Annotated in this window: 25 protein-coding genes; 9 read left to right on the plus strand and 16 right to left on the minus strand. The window is 43.8% G+C overall.

What is annotated here, in order from left to right:
* Positions 1–11 precede the first annotated feature (11 nt).
* A complete protein-coding gene (locus tag QQL36_RS28365; protein ID WP_321567579.1) occupies positions 12–710 on the plus strand; it encodes a RibD family protein in 699 nt (232 codons plus the stop codon).
* Positions 711–1,102: 392 nt separating this feature from the next.
* Here QQL36_RS28365 and QQL36_RS28370 read toward each other — a convergent pair whose 3' ends face one another.
* From QQL36_RS28370 to QQL36_RS28385, 4 genes are all read right to left on the minus strand, one after another.
* Positions 1,103–1,408, minus strand: coding sequence for a hypothetical protein (locus QQL36_RS28370; RefSeq protein WP_321567580.1), 306 nt, complete (start codon positions 1,406–1,408; stop codon positions 1,103–1,105).
* Between the two features lie 131 nt (positions 1,409–1,539).
* Positions 1,540–3,621, minus strand: coding sequence for a GxGYxYP domain-containing protein (locus tag QQL36_RS28375; protein WP_321567581.1), 2,082 nt, complete (start codon positions 3,619–3,621; stop codon positions 1,540–1,542).
* Between the two features lie 294 nt (positions 3,622–3,915).
* On the minus strand, positions 3,916–4,839 hold the full coding sequence (locus QQL36_RS28380) for a helix-turn-helix transcriptional regulator (protein ID WP_321567582.1): 924 nt from the start codon (positions 4,837–4,839) through the stop codon (positions 3,916–3,918).
* Positions 4,840–4,847: 8 nt separating this feature from the next.
* The gene (locus QQL36_RS28385; protein ID WP_321567583.1) at positions 4,848–5,702 is read right to left on the minus strand and encodes an NAD(P)H-binding protein; all 855 of its coding nucleotides are present in this window, start codon (positions 5,700–5,702) and stop codon (positions 4,848–4,850) included.
* Between the two features lie 94 nt (positions 5,703–5,796).
* Between QQL36_RS28385 and QQL36_RS28390 the strand changes: the two genes are divergently transcribed.
* Positions 5,797–6,237: a YqgE/AlgH family protein gene (locus tag QQL36_RS28390; RefSeq protein ID WP_083723871.1), complete on the plus strand. Its 441-nt coding sequence runs from the start codon at positions 5,797–5,799 to the stop codon at positions 6,235–6,237.
* Positions 6,238–6,255: 18 nt separating this feature from the next.
* On the opposite strand, the gene QQL36_RS28395 is transcribed toward QQL36_RS28390, so the two are convergent.
* Together QQL36_RS28395 and QQL36_RS28400 are read right to left on the minus strand one after the other, a co-directional pair.
* Entirely contained in the window at positions 6,256–6,963 is a 708-nt protein-coding gene (locus QQL36_RS28395) for an SGNH/GDSL hydrolase family protein (RefSeq protein WP_321567584.1), read from the minus strand.
* A 215-nt stretch (positions 6,964–7,178) separates the two neighbouring features.
* Positions 7,179–7,778: a hypothetical protein gene (locus tag QQL36_RS28400; protein WP_321567585.1), complete on the minus strand. Its 600-nt coding sequence runs from the start codon at positions 7,776–7,778 to the stop codon at positions 7,179–7,181.
* Between the two features lie 169 nt (positions 7,779–7,947).
* Between QQL36_RS28400 and QQL36_RS28405 the strand changes: the two genes are divergently transcribed.
* Positions 7,948–8,421 carry a macro domain-containing protein gene (locus QQL36_RS28405; protein WP_321567586.1) on the plus strand — a complete coding sequence of 158 codons (474 nt, stop codon included), beginning with the start codon at positions 7,948–7,950 and terminating at the stop codon, positions 8,419–8,421.
* Here the strand turns inward: QQL36_RS28405 and QQL36_RS28410 are convergent.
* Complete coding sequence (locus tag QQL36_RS28410; RefSeq protein ID WP_083723878.1) at positions 8,407–8,856, minus strand: hypothetical protein; 450 nt, start codon at positions 8,854–8,856, stop codon at positions 8,407–8,409. The genes QQL36_RS28405 and QQL36_RS28410 overlap by 15 nt on opposite strands.
* A gap of 295 nt (positions 8,857–9,151) precedes the next feature.
* On the opposite strand from QQL36_RS28410, the gene QQL36_RS28415 reads away from it, so the two are divergent.
* Both QQL36_RS28415 and QQL36_RS28420 read left to right on the plus strand, forming a co-directional pair.
* The gene (locus tag QQL36_RS28415; protein ID WP_321567587.1) at positions 9,152–9,397 is read left to right on the plus strand and encodes a hypothetical protein; all 246 of its coding nucleotides are present in this window, start codon (positions 9,152–9,154) and stop codon (positions 9,395–9,397) included.
* Positions 9,398–9,579: 182 nt separating this feature from the next.
* The gene (locus QQL36_RS28420; protein ID WP_321567588.1) at positions 9,580–10,794 is read left to right on the plus strand and encodes an NAD(P)/FAD-dependent oxidoreductase; all 1,215 of its coding nucleotides are present in this window, start codon (positions 9,580–9,582) and stop codon (positions 10,792–10,794) included.
* Positions 10,795–10,815: 21 nt separating this feature from the next.
* Here QQL36_RS28420 and QQL36_RS28425 read toward each other — a convergent pair whose 3' ends face one another.
* Complete coding sequence (locus QQL36_RS28425) at positions 10,816–11,373, minus strand: hypothetical protein (RefSeq protein ID WP_321567589.1); 558 nt, start codon at positions 11,371–11,373, stop codon at positions 10,816–10,818.
* A gap of 80 nt (positions 11,374–11,453) precedes the next feature.
* On the opposite strand from QQL36_RS28425, the gene QQL36_RS28430 reads away from it, so the two are divergent.
* The gene (locus tag QQL36_RS28430; RefSeq protein ID WP_321567590.1) at positions 11,454–12,410 is read left to right on the plus strand and encodes a DUF4421 family protein; all 957 of its coding nucleotides are present in this window, start codon (positions 11,454–11,456) and stop codon (positions 12,408–12,410) included.
* Between the two features lie 35 nt (positions 12,411–12,445).
* Here QQL36_RS28430 and QQL36_RS28435 read toward each other — a convergent pair whose 3' ends face one another.
* The 7 genes from QQL36_RS28435 to QQL36_RS28465 all read right to left on the minus strand — a co-directional run bounded on the left by QQL36_RS28435 (position 12,446) and on the right by QQL36_RS28465 (position 17,806).
* Positions 12,446–12,901 (minus strand): hypothetical protein, encoded by a 456-nt coding sequence (locus QQL36_RS28435; protein ID WP_321567591.1) that lies wholly within the window; start codon positions 12,899–12,901, stop codon positions 12,446–12,448.
* Between the two features lie 94 nt (positions 12,902–12,995).
* Complete coding sequence (locus QQL36_RS28440) at positions 12,996–13,361, minus strand: hypothetical protein (protein WP_321567592.1); 366 nt, start codon at positions 13,359–13,361, stop codon at positions 12,996–12,998.
* 11 nt (positions 13,362–13,372) lie between these two features.
* Positions 13,373–13,717, minus strand: a complete 345-nt coding sequence (locus tag QQL36_RS28445) for a hypothetical protein (protein ID WP_321567593.1) — start codon at positions 13,715–13,717, stop codon at positions 13,373–13,375.
* Between the two features lie 100 nt (positions 13,718–13,817).
* Positions 13,818–14,288, minus strand: coding sequence for a hypothetical protein (locus tag QQL36_RS28450; protein WP_083723890.1), 471 nt, complete (start codon positions 14,286–14,288; stop codon positions 13,818–13,820).
* Positions 14,285–14,662, minus strand: coding sequence for an SRPBCC domain-containing protein (locus QQL36_RS28455; protein WP_083723892.1), 378 nt, complete (start codon positions 14,660–14,662; stop codon positions 14,285–14,287). The genes QQL36_RS28450 and QQL36_RS28455 overlap by 4 nt, the downstream gene beginning before the upstream one ends.
* A 134-nt stretch (positions 14,663–14,796) precedes the next feature.
* On the minus strand, positions 14,797–17,100 hold the full coding sequence (locus QQL36_RS28460; RefSeq protein WP_321567594.1) for a family 20 glycosylhydrolase: 2,304 nt from the start codon (positions 17,098–17,100) through the stop codon (positions 14,797–14,799).
* Between the two features lie 106 nt (positions 17,101–17,206).
* Positions 17,207–17,806 carry a pseudouridine synthase gene (locus tag QQL36_RS28465; RefSeq protein WP_321567595.1) on the minus strand — a complete coding sequence of 200 codons (600 nt, stop codon included), beginning with the start codon at positions 17,804–17,806 and terminating at the stop codon, positions 17,207–17,209.
* A 78-nt stretch (positions 17,807–17,884) separates the two neighbouring features.
* Between QQL36_RS28465 and QQL36_RS28470 the strand changes: the two genes are divergently transcribed.
* Both QQL36_RS28470 and QQL36_RS28475 read left to right on the plus strand, forming a co-directional pair.
* Entirely contained in the window at positions 17,885–20,287 is a 2,403-nt protein-coding gene (locus tag QQL36_RS28470; RefSeq protein WP_321567596.1) for a glycoside hydrolase family 127 protein, read from the plus strand.
* On the plus strand, positions 20,284–20,424 hold the full coding sequence (locus tag QQL36_RS28475) for a hypothetical protein (protein WP_321567597.1): 141 nt from the start codon (positions 20,284–20,286) through the stop codon (positions 20,422–20,424). The genes QQL36_RS28470 and QQL36_RS28475 overlap by 4 nt, the downstream gene beginning before the upstream one ends.
* A 68-nt stretch (positions 20,425–20,492) precedes the next feature.
* Here QQL36_RS28475 and QQL36_RS28480 read toward each other — a convergent pair whose 3' ends face one another.
* Positions 20,493–21,059: an RNA polymerase sigma factor gene (locus QQL36_RS28480; protein WP_321567598.1), complete on the minus strand. Its 567-nt coding sequence runs from the start codon at positions 21,057–21,059 to the stop codon at positions 20,493–20,495.
* A gap of 160 nt (positions 21,060–21,219) precedes the next feature.
* Between QQL36_RS28480 and QQL36_RS28485 the strand changes: the two genes are divergently transcribed.
* Positions 21,220–22,356, plus strand: a complete 1,137-nt coding sequence (locus QQL36_RS28485; RefSeq protein ID WP_321567599.1) for a FecR family protein — start codon at positions 21,220–21,222, stop codon at positions 22,354–22,356.
* The last annotated feature ends 124 nt before the right edge of the window (positions 22,357–22,480 follow it).

A 22,480-nucleotide genomic window follows, 5' to 3' on the forward strand; every position in this document is an offset into this window, starting at 1 on the left:
AACCTGATAATATGAAACAACGACCATATACCATCTGTTTGATGATGAGTACCCTGGACGGTAAGATCCTTGGCGACAAATGGGGCGACAGCCCTCAAATTAAAAAACTGGGCGGCAAATTTGAAGAAGTACACAACCTAATTGGCAGTTATTCATGGATCGTAGGCCGTACTACCATGGAAAAGGACTTTACCCAATTTGCAAAGCCCATCTATAAACCCGGTACCCACTCCATTTCCCGCACGGACGTCAACGCTAATCCGGATGCCACCACCTATGCGATCGCCATCGATGCGCAGGCGAAATTAGGATGGGAAAAATCAGAGATGCATGGCGATCATGTTGTCACCGTACTTACCGAAAGCGTACCCGATGCTTACCTGGCACATCTGCAGGATATCGGGGTATCTTACATCTTTGGAGGCGCTACAGAGATCGATCTGAACATAGTGCTCGAAAAACTATATACCCTCTTCAGGATCGACATCCTCATGGTTGAAGGCGGTGGCCACCTCAATGGCAGCTTCCTGAATGAAGGACTCATTGATGAATACCATCACCTGCTACTGCCAATTGTAGATGGAAATCACGACAATCCGGCGATGTTTGAAATAGATCCAAAAGCAAAACGGTTTGATGCAGCACTGTTTAAACTGGAAGATGTGAAACGGATTGAAGATGATGTGCTCTGGCTAAAATATAAGTCATAAAACGCTAAAGCCTTATAATCCTTACTGTAAGACTTTTAGATACCAATACTGTTCCAACATACAAAACCCCTGATATTATTGTAACCTTGCAGCAGCTACCTGCAATACAGAAAATCTATACCCCAATAAAAAAAACAAAACCCGCCTCCCGAATAAATGAGGCAGCTACTATTTATTCATCTGCGAGAGAGAGCAACTGGCAGCGCAAAATACCTGTAAGACAAATTACTTCAAAAGCTGACAATTTACTCATAGCGGGGTTTAAAATAAAACAATAAGGGTTAACTAAAACGCGTCTCCGGATAAGTTTTTCGTCAACCTTCTATACAAAAAAACCGCTTTTCTTCAAACAGAAGAAAAGCGGGGTTTAATGATTACATCAATCATTTACATCACGGGTGTGTATAGATCGTATACACCAGTGTGCCGGATGGAGGTAAGCCATAACCACCACCAGTCCAGCCATAAGCTACCACGGTTCCGTTAGTAGGATCCAGATCTGCATCGCTTACTACCAGTGCATTTGCCAGGGTGCTCCATGCTACGAACGTACCGTCTGGTGTGTACCATGCATAGTTCACGATCTTAGCAGCTGACTTTGTAGCAGGTTGTTTTACTTCCTTAATGGGAGTAAAAGAGCAGAACAATAAAACCAGCGTGAACAGAGAAAGGGACAAGAGGGTTTTCATGTTTCTCATGTGGGTTGTCTTTAATGATTAACAAATAGAGGGTTATTTCATTTTAAAGATACAAAAGATGTAAATTAAAAAACATTAAAATCAGCTTGAGTTTTTCGCGCTTCTGTAATAAAACAGAAGCGCGAAAACAATTACTTACAACTAATCACCGACTGCTGTTGCGCAGGTACAGATGATCCCATTGCCTTTGACAACTTAAACAAATTACTGCTTGGAGAATCTACCGGCAATCCATTGGCTTCACGGATCAACTGGAAGATATGATCCGGTCTTACTACCACATAATCGGAATTCAGTGCTGTCGCCGCATTCTTAAAGCTGGTAGGCGTTACTCCCTGCCATGGCTGCGCCTGTATTATGATAAATCTTGGCGATGTACCATTCCAGCCAGCAGCTGCAGAAGCAATATTATCTTTGATGGTCTGCTCTGTTGTACAATAGTTACAATTCAGTGCCATTCCCGGTAGGGTATTGTTATAAATAGTTAAACCACCATTGGTATTCTGCGCAGTCATTCCCAGCAGTGAAGGCGCATACGTTGCATAGGTCTGACCTACATTCTGATTGATACCACCGGTGATGGTATTCCATATTGTTACCACTCTAAATCCTGCACGTTGATTATAATCTTCTGTCTTCGCCACAAACTGGTTTAGCTTCGCCTGATCCCAGCTGTTAGGATAGGTATAGCCATAGCCGGAAGGACCACTGATCAGGTTATCATTATCTGTTGATGACTGCCAGTAATAGTTCAATGCACCCGGCATCGCATCCAGCATAGCTGGTGATAATGTCCATCCCATCGGCACCTGTCCGCGTCCCGGATCATTCCACAGTTTACGCATCAGGTGTTCTACATATTGCAGGTTATCGCCATCACTCAATATAAATGCTACATAGATTTTATTCTGCAAAGCAGGTTTCTGTGGCATTGCTTTCAGGTTCACCGTTCTTGGCATACCGCTATGTACTGTGAGGTTGGAAGACCAGTCACTCGCAATAGTGGTGATACCATAAGTCGATGTCCTTTGCACACCCGATCCTTCGTTCTGCCACCAACCCATGAAGTTAGCACCTGCAGGCATTGAAGCGAGGAAACTATTCAGCAATGTACTTTCATCTGCAACGTCAGGATCCAGCCAGATGGTCGCAGCACCAATAGCCGTGGCATATTCACGCAATGCGGCTTTGTGTGTTGAAGGATCTAAACCGATCAATAAACGCTTGTCTGCATTCGGCCAGTAAGTATTATACATCGCCTGGTACACCGCCATTTTGCTGCTATACACACCACGCAGATCTGTTAAGATCGGCAGGTTGTAAGGCGCTGCCTGCAATTTGGACAGCAATGTTGGTGAACAGATCAACGCGTTCTGGTTCTTTGCCAGCATGGTGGCCAGGTTCACGGTATGGATCTGAGATGGATCATACACGATCAAACCACCGATTTCGTTACGGTACTTGGTGATCAGGCTATACTTATCCGATACTTCGTTATAGCCCAATCCGAGAGAATTCAACCAGGTATACTGACCTTCGGCAAATGCATCTCCTTCGTAAGAGAAGATACGTGGTTGTGTCTTGTTGACAATACCTTTCAGTGAAGCAAATAAATACATTTCTGCAGAAAAATTATTCTGCTGTACAGCTACATAATCCACTTTCGTATAAGCCGAACCCCGCCAATATACTCGCAGTTCTATCGAATGGTTGTCTGCCGGCATGGTAAACGGCAAGGTGAAAGTGACATAATCACCCGCAATGGTAAACATAGTACGGGTAATGGTTTGCGACGCCAGGGTAGCACCCGTTGTTGCGTCTCGCACATCAATATCCACGACAGGGTCATTGTTGGCGGTGTTGTTGTCCGTCTTCATACGGAACTCCGCTACATTCGCACCTTCGGGAATGGTGTTGTCATAAGGACCATAGATCATATGGTCGTTGGCTGCGTCGATACCCACCTGGCAAAGCCAGCCATCGGTTTCTAAACGGCCTGTTTTATGACTTAGTGAAGAACCTTCTGCTTCCCATTTCGTGGAAGTTTCGCGAAGGATAATCAGGTCCTGCGTTTGTGCCGTAGCAGGAAATGATGGCAATAACTGACCCTGAGGCCAGGTGGTTTGGGCCATTGAGGGCATGGCGCAAAACGGCATCAGTAGCAACGACATGGCTACTGCGATCTTTACAGACGGGTTACCGGGTTTGATCATAGGTGAACTATTAAATATGAATGTAACGTGTCCCTTCCAGGTGAAGGGTCTTTAATGGACGCTAAGTACTCTCTGAGTCATTTTCAACGTGAACGGATTAAAAGTACGTATTAAAAGTGAATTGCAAAATATGATTGAGGATGGTTGGACGCTAAAAGGATTTAATAGACTGAAAATCAAAGGAATTGTAATTTCAAATCATAACAATGAAATAACAGGAAAACGCTTTTATCTTCGGCAAAAGCGTTTTTCTGTTATGCGGTAAATGGCCTGCGGCCAGCACCAATTTAATATTTAATTAAAGGATTGTCTGAATGCTAACGGCGATAAATTCGTCTTTGCCTTAAATAATTTACTAAAACTCTGCGGATACTCAAACCCAAGCTGGTAAGCAATCTCACTGACTGACAATGTGGTCGTGGACAACTGTACCTTCGCCTCCTCAATCAGTTTTTCATGTATATGCTGCTGCGTACTTAACCCAGTTAATGCCTTCAGTAACCCACTCAGATAATCTGCGGAAACATGTAGTTGTGTTGCTACATAACTCACTGTTGGCAAACCACGTTGTTCTTTAAAATATACTTCCAGCAAATTATCCAATTGCGTTAATAACTGATGACTACTTCTTCTCCTCGTCAAAAACTGTCGCTGATAAAAACGCTCTGAATAATTCAGCAATGCTTCCAACATTGAGATAGTTATAGTATGACTAAAGGTATCTATGTTCGCAATGATCTCCTGCTCTATATTATTCACTATATGCACCAGCGTATTTTCTTCTTTATCGGATAAAAACAACGCTTCATTTACCCCATAATCAAAAAAAGCATACTGTCGCATCTTCTTTGCTAACGGCGTATTCCATAGAAAATCAGGATGCACCATCAGCATCCATCCATTTGCGTCCTTCATTGCCATCATTTCCCTCATCGTCTGTTCGTCCATCTCCATTCCAAACACCTGTCCCGGCGCCATAAACGACAACACACCTGCATCAAAATCATAATCCTGCTGACCATATTTTATCTTTACTCCTTTTGCAAAGCCCTGCTTCAGGGCAATGAGATAGAAGTCCGGCACCAATGTCTTCGGCTCGAATACAGGCAACTCTTTGATCGTATTGAATTGCACCACACTGATCAATGGGTGACCTGTCATGGGCAGGCCCCTTAACTGATGAAATTCGCTGATGGATTTTACTCTATATGGTTGCATATCCAAATTTAGTAAGCTGCTGCAAATAAAGGTGCAAAATCCTTCAGTTTCCGTTTCCCCAGTACAGGCCGTTGCTGAAAATATTTTTCCTGAATCTCGCCACTGTGCTGCGCTTGCTGCATGGCTACCAACATAGCTGCCAGGTCTTTGGGCATACCCATCATTTCCATACCTTGTTGTACCTGTTCGGCTGGCAATGCCGGCCATTGCAGATCGGGTTTGCCGATGGCTGTGCCTAATATATGTGCCGCTTCATTACAGGTAAGTTCATCACTGGCTACGTAGCGGATCTTTATTCCCTGTGAAGGTGTTTCCAGTTCTTCCACCACTACATCTGCAATATCTTCCGGTGCTACAAAGGCTATCATATCATCTCCCCCATAGTTGGACATAATCATGCCATAGGTTTTAATCATGCCAATGAACCCATAAAAATTAGAATAAAACGATCCCGGTCTTAAATGGGTCACGCTTACATCTTTTAAATCATTGAAAAAACCTTCTGCACTATGGTCTTTGATCACTTCAGCAGCCCACCCACTGAGATTGATCACTCTTTTTATATTATTTGCCTGGATGGCCTGTACGTAATTATTGGCAATACGTGTAAAGTATCCCAGTTGATCCTGTTCGGCCATATTGAAAGGGATCATACAATACACGGCATCTGCTCCTTTGAATGTCTCTTGTATGAAAATAGTGTCTTCCAGACTGCCGATGGCCGGCTTTGCACCTAAAGCAATAATCGTTTCGGCTTTGGCCGCATCACTGCTAATGACTGTCACATCATGGCCTTTTTCAATTAATAAAATGGCCAGTGGCTTACTGATATTGCCTAATGATCCTGTTACAATGATTTTCATATGATTATGATTTTAGGTAAATGTAGACCTGCCTGAAAATCCTCACGTAGCCGAATACGGTCTGGTTGTAGCCAAATCCTTGTAACTTTACCAGATGAAAGCAGGTCAATTTATACACGCCAGTTCGCTACTGGATGCCAGCATATTTGAAGATGTCATTATTTTCATTACTGAACAGGATGAAAAAGGAGCGATGGGATTTGTGGTGAATAAACAATTTTCCCGTGGACTGACTGAGCTGGAGGAGTTTAAAAACGGGAAACCATTCCCTTTGTATGAAGGAGGACCGGTGGACCAGGAACATCTTTTCTTTGTACACCAACGACCTGACCTGATTCCGGATGGTACACATATAAGTGATAAAGTGTACTATGGCGGCGATTTTAAAACCGCCGTAGCACATATCAATAAGGGTACCCTTACGACCCAGGATATTAAAATATTTATCGGTTATTGTGGATGGGATAATACCGAGCTGGAAGCTGAAATTGAAGAAGGTAGCTGGACGGTGGCAGCGACAGGCGCACTTTTTTAGTTTCGATTCAAATACAGTTTACTTAATCACCTCCTGAAACACAGCATGATCTGCTATCTTATGATACAATATGTCATGCCCTGTATTATTCACATGCACACCATCGCCATAAGCCACCGCTGCCCTGATCGTTCCATCTTCAGCAGCCAGGGTATCATACACATTGCTAAAATGCTCGCCAAAAGCTGCCTGCATCTTTACATTCAGGTTTTTCAACCGTATTCTGTAAGCCGCATCCGGGAAGTTGCGCGGTTGTGTACCGAATATAATGTACTTCACCTTCGCTGAATCCAGCAAACGGATCATCTCATTGAAGTTGTCCATAATCTCATCATCTGTATAATCATATGCCACATCATTGGTTGGATATGACATGATCACCAGCGAAGGCCGGAAAGACAATGCAGCCGTAATGTTGTGAAGGGTATCAGTCGCAGGGCGACCAGGTTTAGTAAAGCTCTTTGGAATCCCCTGGTAAGTGGTGAGCCCGAATATTCCAAGGTTGAAATAACTAAGTACCCGCTTATTCTCCTTTGTAGACAGCTTTAACCTGTTTACCCAGGAAGAATCAGTTGGACTGGCTCCCATGCCTGCGGCAGTGGAAGAACCAATAATAACAATGGTGGCGGAATCTGTCTTTGTAGGCGCCGGGTTAGTCGGTGTAGTTGGAGTTGTCCCGGGTTCTTTTATGTCAGCATTCTCATTTTTACCACACGAAATAAACAAGATTGCTAGGGTAAAGCAACAATATAGGTAATGTTTCACGGCAGTAAAGTTATTATTCGATGGTAAATCATCGTTCACACCTTCATGCTATGCCGCATGGTATATATAATTAATTTATTATCAACTTATATGCATTACTAATTTTGAATCATTCCTAGTGGTTAAACGCGCGCAAACCAGTCTCTACAACTCTTCTACCCCTCATCCAGTACGCTTCAATTTTTATTCGTACTGGCTTTACGCTTATATCGTGTCAACTTCACCTCCGCCGGGTTCAATTCATGAAACCCGATACCCAAAAACCGCTTTACCAATTTCCCGGGCACCCTGAAATCTTTCGCAAACCTTACCATTTCCCTGATCTCATGTCGTGACAATCCATCTTCTTCCATTTCTTCCAATTCCTCCTCCTCAAATAATGGCTCATCAGGCGCCTCCTGCTCTTCCAACAACGGATTGCCAAATTCAAAATACACCTCCTCCTCTGAGCCATATTTAGTACGAATCCTGGTACCTTCTTTAAACACTGCATATCCATACACCCCCACCGTCGAATTCTCAAGCAATACCCCTATCTCCGCCTCCGGAAAAATATCTATCATTGCCTTTGCCTGTACGCCCAATCCTGCAGATAAAAACTCAAATGGCAACTCCTTGTCCACTAAAATCAAACAATCATTATATTCCCCCGCAAACAACGTTTCCGGTTTATTCGTCTCAAATAAATTTACTTCCTGCCCAGATTCGAAATCTTTTAACAAAAGATCTTTGTCGTAAGCGCCTTTTACAAACACATAATATTTATTCCATGCCATGTACAACTACTTTATAAAACCGGTGTAATGTACTCTCTTTTTTAGAGACATCTCCGCAATCAGATTATCCCAAACATTCTTCGGGTTTTAATCATTAATATCAATAGCCGTCGACTCATCAACCTCATTTACAAAACCAGTATCTTCGCCCCTCAAAATTCAACAGACAATGAACACCCCAATCACCTATGTCGAAGGCGATCTGCTGGTAGCTGCCAAAGCCGGAAAATTCGATGCCATTGTACACGGCTGTAACTGCTTCTGCACACAAAAAAAGGGCATAGCTCCCCTTATCGCCAAAGCTTTCGGTTCGGACAAATTCCCCCTTGAAACAAAGCAATACAAGGGCGACCGAACTAAACTCGGCAAAATAGATTACCAAACAGTAACCCTTCCCAGCCAACAAGGGCTCACTATCATCAACGCCTATACTCAATACGACTACAGAGGCGAAAAACCTTTCGACCCTCTCGCATTCCGGCATTGCATGCAGGCAATAAACAGCCTGTTCAAAGGCGCACATATTGGCATGCCTTTGATCGGTGCTGGTCTTGCGGGCGGAGATTGGGATGAAATCAGTAAAATAATTGCGGCAGAATTAACAAACTGCCAGGTCACAGTAGTCCGTTTACAGCAACGATAACCGTTGCTCTAATAATTTGATCTTACCTGTCCAATAGCCTTTTGCTTCTTCCTTTTCTTTGTTGGTTTCCTGTCGCAACTGTTGCAATTCACCATTGTAAATGGTGATCAAACCGTTCAGATGCGTCTTTAATCCTTCCGTCGTATTAGGGATATACCCGGGTCCGGAGCAACCGCAAGAGTGAAAAGCGATGCCCACTGAATATAATACACGCAGGTGTTCCCATGCCTTAATTTTCCCTTTCCCAGGAGCTTCGAAGTCCATGCCCATATCAGCCATCAGCTCCCCACAATCGGGGCACTTGGCCAATTTGGCATGTGCATGCCCACCCGTTCCGGAACAGGAACAGTCATCAGAAATACGCCTCTTAAAGGTCTTACGGCATTTAAAACAAGCATAGTGTGGCTTGTATACGGAAAATCCATATCGACACATATATACAGTTAATTAGGGTAAAGTGATGCAAAGATACTACCCTCCTGCCATAGCATTTCTTTATAAAATGTTATAATTTGTCAATGCAATTGTCTTTTGTTCCTGAACAACGCAACAGCCTTAGTAAAAAAAAACGGCACTACAAAATGCCGCTGTTAAATGTAGTCAGTTATCGATCATCAACTCCTGCAAATTCAATGGGAACCAATACCTTTGGTATGATGCAGTTACGCAACAAGACTGGTAAATAATTTTTAGTCTTTAAAATCCATCAACTAGTTTTTATCTTTATTTCATGAGTACCACCTACCAACCCATCAATTGCGACTACTACGACCGTTTGGAGGCCTGGGCCACCATGCGCACCATCTGCCTCATCCGTTTCACATCCGAAGATGGCCAGGTGCAGGAAGTCTCCTCGCGCATCGCCGATCTCTTCGTCCTTGAAAAAGTGGAATACATGCGTCTTGAAAATGGCGTCGTATTAAGACTCGATACCCTTATCGACGTCAATAATATCCCCCTACCCAATCAATGCTAAAAGAACAGCCGCCATCCATCTTCATTATTTCCCACCATCGTTTTCCCATAGAGCGTGATCTTAAACATCGTACAGGAGAATACATTCTGGCATAATAAAACTATACATACAGTCAGCAATAGCGGTTCATAAAGTGAATTTCATCTATAATGTTTATTCTTCGAAAACCTTACATTTACAATATGTCAGCACAACAGGAAATCATTATCATTGGGGCCGGCGCTGCTGGTCTTATAGCAGCTAAAGATCTCTCCACTCAACACAACGTCACCATACTGGAAGCACGGCCACAAGCGGGTGGCAGAACGACTACCCTCTACCCTGCACCCGGTATTCATATTGAAACCGGTGCTGAATTCATACATGGCGAACTGCCCATCACCCTGTCTTTGTTACAGGAAGCAGGTATTCCCTATCACCCCATCAATGAGGAAATGGCCCTTGCGGAAAACGGGGAACTCAAACAGGAAGAAAGCTGGATTGAAGATTGGGATAACCTGATCGAACATATGGGCAAAGCCGCTGAAACGACCACCATGCAGCAATTGCTGGATCAATATTACCCTGCCGATCAATATGCAGAACTTCGTGATCATGTACAGGGATATGTGGAAGGATACGACCTCGCTGACCTGAACAAGGTAAGCGTAAAATATCTGTACGATGAATGGACACTGGAACAAGGCACCAACTTCAGAATTGAAAACGGCTACACTGCCCTGATCAATTACCTTGGCAAAGGATGTACAATTATCACGAACCAAACCGTGCAAATCATCTCCTGGGAACCGGGAAAGGTGACGGTCACAACACAGGACCGGACCTACACCGCACACAAAGTACTCGTCACCGTTCCTATCAATATCCTACAAAACGAAAGCATACAGTTTTCCCTTGCTCTCCCAGCATATACAGCTGCGGCACGGCAGATCGGATGGGGAACCGTTATTAAGTTCAACCTGCTTTTCAAACAGGCTTTCTGGAAAAGAGATATCGGGTTTGTGTTAAGTGATGAGGAAGTGCCGGTATGGTGGACGCAATCTGAAGATAGCTTAATTCTTACCGGGTGGCTGGGAGGCCCGCATGCAGCAGGACCTCAATCTGATCTATTGGCCAAAGCACTCAACTCGCTTTCTAAAATATTTAATGTAACAAACATTGCGGACCTGTTGGAGCAAAGTTTTATCCATAACTGGTCAACAGAACAAGCCATACATGGAGGCTACTCCTACGGCATGCCTGGTTCTGAAAAGGCAAAGGCAGTATTGACCACGCCCGTTGCAGATACTATTTACTTTGCAGGAGAAGCACTCTACACCGGCGATAGTCCTGGTACCGTAGAAGCCGCACTACACAGTGGAAAAGAGATAACGATCAAAATAAAAAGCCCCCAATAAAAGGGGGCTTTCTACTATCACTTAATGCTTAGGCTTAGGTATCACTTTGTACTTTCCATCCTCTATCAGATCCTTTAACCACACCCCATACTTTTTCTTATTAATTTTCTCATTATACTCCTCATCCAGCACCACTCTGCCCTTCACAATCTCATAATAGATATAAGGCACATAATACACTGAATCCGCAGCTGGATAAGGCGCCACTGTATATGCACCGCCTACTTCCAGGTTCTGGTCATGGTCATAATCCCTGATATCAGAAGACACGACATTCCCGATAGAATCCGCCTTGCTATTATTTACACTGAAAATTATCAGATCTTTAACGTCTGCACCGCGACTTACTTCCAGAAATAAAAATACATTGCCTCCATTTTCAATGAGCTTATTGCGCCTGCTATCTAAAAACTCCGCACCATTACTCAGCAGATACGTACGGTTACCATTTACAAAAATGGTCCCTTTATTAATATTGATCTGCTGGTTCTTTGTGCTTACGAAGTGAAAATTTGATTTTTGTCCAAAGGCTGGCAGCGTTATAAATGCCAGCAGACAATGTCTGAGTTTTAATTTCATAGTGTAGTTGTTAATATCGGGTAGAAACTTAAACATTTTTTGCGAAAAAACCTTTTACTGATTCCTGTTGTTGTAAAATCATGTGGCGTTACCTTTTTCTGTTAGTAATTTTTCCTGCTACACTGTATGCTCAAAAAACAGACTCGGCTTATATTCAGCCATTTCAAAGGAAAAATACAGTTGAGCTATATGCGGGAACGTATAGCACGACGTTTAAATTCAGGACCCACCAAAACAGACAGCGTAATTATAAACTGGCTGTGAACAGCAGTGGGTACCTGGGAGGCGATGTGAGTTATAAATGGCTATACCTGCAATATTCTGTCAATATACCCGGTACAGAACTGGACAATAAGGCAAAGTATCACTATCGGCTCATCAGGATGCAGTTTGGTAGTCATGCGGTGAGCGTAGAGCCGTTTTATAACGCCTATAATGGATTACTGATACCCAATCATGACCACAGGGGATATGAAGCCTTCCAGGGGATTGATTTTACGAATGCGGGACTCGATCTCTTTTATTATATCAATCATAGGAAATACTCTTACAAAGCAGCCACTTCCTTTTCCGAACAACAGCTGCAATCTGCGGGTTCTGTATTCCTGGTAGCAACACCGCTCTGGCATCAGATCAGGTGGAAAAAACCGACGCCACATCTGATATCAGACTCATCTACTTATAATTTATTATCTTCTAACCCCTCGTGGTTGTCGCTGGTATTTAAGGCAGGATACACCCACAATATCGTTCTGGGACAGCATAAGTGGATCATTGCACCTGCGGTAATATTTGGTGCAGGGGCTTTGCATGAATTAAATACAGATAATAAGAGACTGCAGGCGGTGACTGATATGCAGGGCTGGATCAATGCGGGGTATAATGGCGATAAGTATTATGCATACCTCAATGCCTCGTGGGAAAATCTGAATACGAATTTATTAGTGAAAGATATGCACCGGACAGATTGGAACCTGAGTTTTACACTGGGATATCGGTTTGCACATCTGCCTAAAAAGATCTTAGGAGTATTATAAAAAAAGCCGCAATCACTTGCGGCTTTTCAAATCCATTATTGCTGCTGCGTTTCCGGCTGAGTTTGTTCCTGTGGCTGCTGCTGTTGCGACTGTTGTCTCCGTTCCATCTGCTGTTTGTAATAATTCCTCTTGGCGTCATACACAGCATTGTCTCGTTCTCTTTTCAACTGTCTTACCTCCTGCCTTCTCTCTCTACCACTCAGGTCTCTATCCATTTTCACAGAGGCGATCCTGTCGGCATAGTCATTTTTAATGTCCATCACCTGCATATCGAGTTTAGTAGGTCGATAAGGAGCCGCATAGTAAGGGTATCCATACCCCAAACCCCAGCCAAATGGTGAATAGAATGGGCTGTAGTAACCAAAACCACCGCCTACTATGACGGTTGTCCGTCCTCCCCCATGAAAGCCTCCGCCACCATGTCCGGGACCCATTGCAAAAGCACCTGTCGCCATTACGGTCATCGTTAACGCAATTATTATCTTTTTCATGACTCCTCCTTTTCTTTTTATAGTTATTAGACTCTCGTTTAAAGGAAAGATTTAATGATCAGAAGATTTTAGCAAAGCGTTAACATATTGACATTTAATTTATTATAAGAGGCAGCGGCGTACGTTTTGCATGCTTTCTTCCCCTGAAAAATAAGTACAAATTAAAGAACAACATCACGCCCAGATATATACAAAATCCACCAATCTTCATACTCAACACTTCCATTAGTGTACGATTACTCTCCACTTCCTGCGCGATCTCCATGATAAAAAAAGCAAAGCCTAAATTCAATAAATAAAACCCCGTCTCGAACAACTTATTTGTGGCCAGCGCAATATCTTCCTTACCATGAAAAATTTCCAGCATAAACACCCTGCCATTTTTGAAAAGCGTATGCGCTACATACCAGGTTACAAAAATGACTACAGGAAGATAAATGAGGTAAGCAATGAAGTTCATATTGTATAGTTTTAATGTGATGAAATTCTATTTTTGATCAGTAAAATGGCCGCCATGTTGCAATAATGCATCACTGCCAGGGTTAATAAGATCCTGCCCGTCATAGTCGTGATACTAGTGAGGATTTCCAGCCAGGTATGCACCGTACTCCAACAACTGATCATGATAGCCGCATACCCTAAATTCACGAGGTAATACCCCACCAGCAAGATCTTATTGATAAAATCAGTCAGCGATACATCCCCCTGCAACAACCCCAGGATGTATAACCGGCCGTTCCGGAAAAAGAGTAAACCCACCCTGACGGTGACCAGGTAAGTGATGAACAGGTAGATGATATATGCAAGGATATTCATAACAGTACAAACCTAGTACAGTTTATCGTATTTTCAAAATATTCTGAAAGTTTAGTACTTACCGCATAAGAAAAAAGCAGGCAATTGCCTGCTAATCAACTTATAATCTTTCTAATTCTTTTAAATATTCATATTGCAAGTCTTCATGCTGCCCCTCTATCGCCTTCCGGATCTTCTTCATCTGCCCCATATATATCGTGACCAATGCCGGACTCTCTCCTACTTTTATGCCCGCTTTCTTAATCTTCATTAAAAAGTACAACAGCAACTCTATCTCCGCCACCTTCGACCCCGTATACTTTATCTGCTTACTCACTCCCCTCAATATCTTTCTCAAATGCTTCTTCACATAATAAATGTTCGTCTTCGGCTGGGTAGTAAACGCCTCATCCATTTCCAGCTTCACGGCGGCTATATATCCCTGCAGATCTTCCTCTTCGAATAACAAATAAGACAACAACTCTTTATTGTCATTCTTAAACTTCGCCAACCGCAAACATACCTCCATTAGCCTCGCCGGGGGCAATGCCTGCAATTCTTTCTTTATTTCACTGATGCTCGCTGGCTTCATGAATAGAAATCAACAAGTGCTCCAAAATACGCCTCATTCCATCCATCCACAATGTCGTCAAATGCCTCGTCAGGAATATTCGTATGCCTCAGCTCCACATCCGTTCCTTTCTTGTGAGGATGAAGTATAATCGTCACAATTGAATCTTCCGGCTGATCCCCGAAATACCACTCCTGCACAATCTTCTTATCCTCCTCAAACTCGAGGTTCATACCCGCAATACTGTCTCCCCAAAGGGAAAACTCCGTTCCTGCCTCGGCTTTCATTTCCGCAGGTTCACCGGACCATAACTGAATGGTGTATTGATTGGTCAATGCCTTGTACAACTCCTCAGGAGCTGCTGGCACCAAAAAGTGCTTTTTATAATCCTTCATAATGCTGCAAAACTACTTTTTCTGTTGCAATAACCACTCGTACAAGGCAGGTTTCTCAAACAAATTCGAAAAAACAGATCGGGCAGCCTTGTGAGCTGCCCGATAAAAATATTAAATTGGTTCATGTGCAATATTTATTTCGCTACCTGCAACCACTCGTCCGGCAGCCTTCCAATCTTACCTCCATTCACCCTATATTCCAGCTTCAACGTATAACCGCCACCGCCTTCTACAAACTTCACCTCGATCGGATGCAAACCCTTTTGCAGCGCAATCTGTCCGCTCTTTTGCAACGGCGCATGCCAGCCATCATTATCCACTACCTTCTCACCATCTATATAAAGGTTCGCACCATCATCCGCCGTCAGGAAGAAACTATATATCGCCGTCTCAGGAACATTGATAAAGCCTTTCAGCGTCGCGGCAAATGGCTTGCCACCATGCCCCATACTATCAGGCATGATCACATTGTTTACATACCCGCTGCTATCAGGAGTATCTTTCAGTGTCGTCACACTCTTAAATGATCCATCGAAATAATTCAGCTTCAATCCCTGCTGCAAACCAATCACTTCAGTCGGTTTGAAGAATGATTGTGGTTTATAGTTCAAAGTATATATCTCTCCATGCACACCATCTGGCTTAAACGCCGCAATACGCAGGGAAATCTTACCCGGAATAATATAATCAGCGGGCAATTCAGGAGACTTTACTGTCGGCGCCGTACCATCTGTCGTATAACGGATCGTCATCTCAGGAGAAGGCTTCGCGATTGCAAGTTTGGTCTTTCCTACAAATACATTTTCTTCTGTAAACCCATCCAGATCTGGCATACGGTAGTGTACCTTCATCTTGTCCAGACGCTTATACTGCGCCATCAGACGCTGAGAATACCCGTCAAAATCGGATTTATGTGTCCATAATACCTCTGCCAGCGCTGTCATACGTGGCATATACATAAAGTCTGCACGATTTTCAGAAGGGATCATCTCCGTCCAGATATTCGCCTGCGCACCAATGATGTAACGGCCTTCTTCGGCTGTCAACCCCTTTGGAACCGGCTCAAAATGATACACGTTAGCGATAGAGTTCCTGTCAGGAATACCATCAAAATACAAAGGATTACCCGGCGTCATGATCACATAATTCCCGTTCTTAGCCGCATGCACTGGTGCTGAAGGTACCCAGCTTCTCCAATACATCACGACTGCCGTAGGACTCACTCCACCTTCCAGGATCTCGTCCCAGCCAATCAGCTTCTTCCCTTTGGAATTAAAGAACTTTTCCATTCTCTTCACAAAGTAGCTCTGCAGTTCATCAACATCTTTGATATTGTGTTCTTTCATGAAATCCTTTACACCGTCAAAGTGCTCCCAGGTAGACTTGTCCACTTCGTCCGCACCCAGGTGAATGTATTGAGATGGGAACAATGCCGCAATTTCAGTAAATACATTCTCTGCAAATTCGAAGGTCGTTTCTTTGCAAGGGCAAATAGGCGTGGTAAACAATTTACCCCATTTCACACCACCCTGACAACTCAGGAAAGGATACTCCCTGATAGCCGCCATCATATGACCCGGCATATCGATTTCAGGGATGATTTCGATATGACGTGCTGCTGCATAAGCAATCAGGTCTTTCATCTGGGCCTGTGTATAGAAGCCGCCGTACAGAGTTTTGCCATCTTTGTGAATAATGTGAGAAGCGTCGATCGCCATATCCGGATTGGTTTTGGCTTTCTCCATACAGGCAGAATCCTGGTTGTTCCATTCACGCCATGCACCCTTTTCTGTCAGCAAAGGATATTTTTTGATTTCAATACGCCAACCCTGATCATCTGTCAGGTGCAGGTGTAATTTATTCATCTTGTACAAGGCGAGTACGTTGATGAATTTTTTCAGATAGTCGATTGAGAAAAAGTGACGGGACACATCCAGGTGCATACCACGCCAGCCATATACAGGGTGGTCGGTGATCTCCGCAGCAGGGATGGCGATCTTCGCCAGTTTGGTGGTAGCACCTTCTACTGATACCGGCATCAGCTGACGCAGGGTCTGGATCGCGCGGAACATACCGGTAGGCGTTTTTGCACCTATCTGAATTTCCTGCGTGCTGATCTGCAAAGTGTAATCTTCTTCGCCTTCCAGCTGATCGTTCTGTGTCAATACAATGGAACCCGCACCTGCTTTGGTGCCTGCAGGCAATGCCTGACCTAAGCCCTGTTTGATGAGTGCCTGTAACTGTGCCGCCTCATTGCTGAAAGCTTTTCCGGAAGGAACAACCAATTTCGTTTTTGCGGTAATGACAAATTCTCCAGCCTGTGGCACCAACTGTTGCGGATAAGGAATGATTCCGTAACGGGATGGTGCTGCATCCTGGGCACGTGCTACCTGAAAGAGTAACAATACACCCAGTGCCAGTGCACTTTTTTTCAACATAATTTACTTTTAAGCATGATAAGGAAGTCAGCAAAGTACCAAGAATTATGGCACCAAACTGATGCGATATTGCTAAATTATACAGTAATATTAGCGCTTACAGCTTCTATATCGCTACATTCACAATATTCAATAACCGGAAGAACCTTTCCTCTTCCATCTCCTGTACCTCCCCCGGCTGCAAATCTCCCAACAACAGATCTTCTATAGAGATCCGTATCAGCCTTTTCGTCTGATGCCCCACTGCTGACGTCATCTTCCTCACCTGGTGAAACTTGCCCTCCGTCAGCGTGATCGTAATCCACGTCCTTGGCAGGTACTCCTTCAGATCATGCGCCCTTGGCCCTACATTCGCCGGCTTTTCTACTACCTGCACATCACAGGGCGGCGTTACGTAATCCACACCCCCTTTAATACGAATGGTCACACCGGTACGCAATTTCTCTAGCGCCTCAGCACTCATCACCTTATTGACCATCACGAGATAAGTACGCTTGTGTGGTGTATCGCTTTCAAATAATAACCGGGTGACTTTTTTATTGGTTGTAAGAATAAGCAATCCTTCGGAATGGTTGTCGAGTCTGCCCACAGCATGAATGCCTTCGGGAAAATCATAATCCAGTTCGCCCAAAAGATGAACTTTGTCAGGGCTCACGAACTGCGACACCATGTCGTAAGGCTTGTTAATAATGAAATAACGATCCATAAAATTCTGCTAATATACAGGCAAATCTGATTAATATCTATTTAACCCATTCCCGGGGGAAACCATAATTTCATCCCTATGAAGATAAAGACACTCATCATCGCAACGACTGGATTTTGTAGCACCCTCCAGGCACAGGTGAAAAAAGATTATCCCATACAGCCTGTGGCCTTCACACAGGTAAAGGTCTCCGACAATTTCTGGGCACCCAAGATCAGGGTGAATGCAGAAGTAACGATTCCCTATACCCTGGAACAATGTCGCAAGACAGGCCGCATCGACAATTTCAGACGTGCCGCCCATACCATTCCCGGCGATTCTATGACGGAATATACATTTGACGATACGGATCTGTACAAAGTGATTGAAGGAGCTTCGTATGGTTTGCAGGTGAAAAAGAACCCCGAACTGGAAAAGTACCTCGATTCACTGATTGCTATTATCGGCGCTGCACAGGAAAAAGATGGTTATTTATATACTTTCCGTACCGTACACTCCGCGCATCCGCATCCATGGATGGGCACGAAGAGATGGGAAATGGAAGAAGACCTGAGTCATGAACTGTACAATGCCGGTCATCTGTACGAGGCCGCTGTGGCACATTATCAGGCTACTGGCAAAAAGACATTATTGAATATTGCTATCAAAAACGCAGACCTGCTGGTGAAAACTTTCGGCTATGGCAAAGAAGAAAAATGGCCCGGCCACCAGATCGTAGAAACAGGTCTGACAAAATTATACCGTGTCACCGGCGATACTGCCTATCTGCATCTGGCAAAGTTCTTCCTCGATGTACGAGGTCCCGGATCTCCATATAGCGGTGAATACAACCAGTCTTTTACAAAAGTAGTAGATCAGCACGAAGCCAAAGGTCATGCCGTAAGAGCTACCTATATGTACACCGGCATGGCAGATGTAGCTGCACTCACAGGTGATCAGCAATACCTGCATGCCATCGATGATATCTGGAATGATGTGGTAGATAAAAAGCTCTACATTACCGGAGGCATTGGTGCTACCGGCAATGGCGAAGCATTTGGACAGGCATACGAACTTCCAAATATGAGTGCTTATGCTGAGACCTGCGCTGCTATCGCGAACGTATACTGGAATAGCAGGATGTTCCTGCTGCATGGCGATGCGAAATATATCGATGTACTGGAACGTACTTTATACAATGGATTATTATCTGGTGTATCTCTTTCAGGAGATCGGTTCTTTTATCCGAATCCATTAGCGTCTATGGGACAGCATCAAAGAAGTGCGTGGTTTGGTTGTGCCTGTTGTATTTCAAATATGACGCGATTCCTACCTTCTATGCCCGGATATATTTACGCCCAGAACCAAAACAATCTCTATATAAATCTCTTTGCTGGTAATACAGCTTCTATTAAATTACCGGTTGGTGCTGTTCAGATCACACAAACCACCAATTACCCATGGGATGGACAGGTCGATATTGCAGTGGCACCTGCCAAAGCAGCGAACTTTGCACTGCATATCCGTATTCCTGAATGGGCAAAAGGCTCCCCTGTACCGGGCAACTTATATTACGATGCAGATAGTGCCAGTCTGCCTAAACTGGCCATCCTGCTAAATGGTAAACCTGCTACTTACAAAATGGAAAAAGGGTTTGCTGTCATTACCCGTAACTGGAAAGCAGGTGATAAAATAAGACTTGACTTTCCCATGAGCGTACAAAAGATTATGGCCAACGATCAGGTAGTTGCTGATAGAAAACGATTCGCCCTGGAACGTGGTCCTATCATGTATTGCCTGGAAGGCCCGGATAATAAAGATGCCACTGTACAAAATATTGTCGTAGATAAAAATGCTACTGTGAATGCTGTTTATAAACCTGATATGCTGAACGGTGTAACCGTATTACAGATGAATGGTAGCTCTTCCAGCCGGCAGTTAAACAGCGATCAACTCATTACATCCACTCAAACAGTAACAGCTATTCCATACTACGCATGGGCAAATCGTGGTCCCGGTGAAATGGCTGTATGGATTCCTTTCGAAGCCTCTGCGGCAAGACCAAAGCCAGCTCCAACCATTGCCTCCAAAGCAAAAGTAAGTGCGGGCATAAAAAACAAACGGATGTTCATGGCACTGAATGATCAGTACGATCCACTGGATTCTCATGACAACAGTTCACTCTATCTACATTGGTGGCCAAAACAGGATACGCTGGAATGGGTGCAGTACGATTTCGATCAGGCGTATACAATTTCCAGTTCTAAAGTATACTGGTATGATGACGGACCTTTTGGTGGATGTCGTATTCCTGTATCCTGGAAACTCTATTATAAAAAAGGTGATGAATGGATACCTGTCGTAAATAAAACACCTTACGAAATAGCAAAAGACAAATACAATAGCGTAACTTTTGAACCTGTGAACACTACCGCCTTAAGGCTGGAAGTACAGTTGCCAAAAGACAATTCATCAGGTATTCATGAATGGAGTGTACAATGATAAGAACCCTTGCACTATTCATCATCTGCACCTTTGCACAAAGCTGCTATCAGTATACCATCACCCTTTCTCCGGAAAGGGTGCATGTTTTTCTTTCAGTAAAAGGTAATCAGGCTGACTCACTGGCATTCAATTAGATTGCCACAGTGTTTGCAATGCATTGGATAAAATATTAGGGATATTTACGAACATACAATATCCAGGGCTAAAACAAAAATATAGATATCACCTTCAGCATCGTCCTCAAATGATGCAATGCATAGGTAATCTGATTCTCAACCGTCCTCTTCGAAATTCCTAACTTCCCCGCTATCTGGTCGTTCGACAAATGTTCCTGTCTGCTCAGTAAAAACACCTCCCTGCACCGCTTCGGCAACCTCCGCACAAACTCCTCCACACTATCCTCCAGTTCCTGTCGCGACAACTGCTGATACCCCTCATTCTGAACAGCATAATCATCCAACTGCCCGATATCCTCATTAAACGACAATGGCTTCACCTTCTCCTTCTTCAAATGTTTGTACACATGATACCGCCCCGCCGCCTTTAAATACGCCGAGAAAGAAAGTATTTCTAATTGTTCTCTCTTTAACCAGATATTCAGGAAAATGTCGTGGGTGATTTCTTTACTGACTTCCCTGTCCTTTAAATGGAAAAATACAGTTGTGTATACAGACTGCCAATGCTTCTTAAAGAAGTAAGAAAAAGCAACCTGATCCCCCTTTAATATGGACTCCCAAAGTTCATGGTCTGATAAATGGCCTAAGCACATGATAAATGGACATAACGTAGTGTGGATTAAAGGTAACAATTTGCCAGAGATTATTCTTTTTTTTTCCGGCCCCACCCGTCTTCAAAAAATATTTTTCAAATTTATGTGTGTGAGTCCCCAAAAGGGTCTCTAGTTTATCAGATACCTATAAATCAAACAAATGAGTCCACGGGAATTCTTTTTGCTATACGAAAAACTGTTATCAGGCACAATCACAGCCGAAGAAAAACTACGACTACAGGAATATACCGACCAAATGGAAGCGGAAGAACACCCCTGGCAAGCTGAAATGGGTGACAAAACCGAAATAGAAAACGAATTACACGCACTGCTCGAACAGGAGATCAAACCTAAAAAACGAACCGGCATCAGGACACTGACCACTATTCTCACAGCTGCTGCTGCTTTTACCGGCCTCTTCATCCTACTTTCATCCATCTATAAAAACAATCCAACCCTGCCGCCATCAACGCTAAAAAACCTTGCATCCAACAAGGTGACGCCCGGCTGCAATAAGGCTATCCTGACCCTCGCAGACGGCTCCTCTATCACGCTGGACAGCGCAGGGGCAGGTTCCCTGACCACAAAAAACGGTGTAATCATTAAACAGGTTCAAAATGGACTCATAGAATATAACGACAAAACTGGCAGTAGCGCCACCTCCTGGAGCACGATCGCCACCCCTACCGGTGGACAATACCAGATCGTACTCGAAGACGGTACCAAAGCATGGCTCAACGCCACTTCCTCCCTTCGATTCCCAACTACCTTCAGGAACAATGAAAGGACAGTGGAAATAAGCGGGGAAGTATATTTTGAAATTGCAACAAACGAATCCAAACCATTTAAGGTAAACTTCGACGGCAACACCATTACAGTACTGGGCACACACTTCAACGTCATGGCTTACAAAGACGAGGCGAAAAGTAAAGTGACCCTGCTGCAAGGCGCTGTCAAAGTGAACAACCACTCAGGCGAACAATTACTGAAACCGGGTATGCAGGCACAAATGACTGACTCAAACACCCGGATCACCACCTGCAAAGCAAACTTAGAAGAAGTCATAGCCTGGAAAAACGGCTACTTTACTTTTGACCATGAAAACATACAAAGCATTATGCGAAAACTTGCACGCTGGTATGACGTAAGGGTAAATTACCAAGGTGATATGAACGGAAAGATCTTTTCCGGCACTATTTCACGTTTTGATAATATTTCGGAAGTACTCAGCATGATCGAACTCACCGGCACCATCCACTTCAGGATTCAGGGAAGGGAGCTGACGGTGTTACCTTAACATCATCCACTTTAATTTTTAACACAACCGGCGCAAACCCTGCACCGGTAAGGGAATTCTATTGCTAAAAAAACACACATTCATAAATTCCAACAAAACGTACATCTATGCGATGCTATCTACA

The sequence above is a fragment of the Chitinophaga sp. LS1 genome, assembly GCF_034274695.1.
Lineage (GTDB): Bacteria > Bacteroidota > Bacteroidia > Chitinophagales > Chitinophagaceae > Chitinophaga.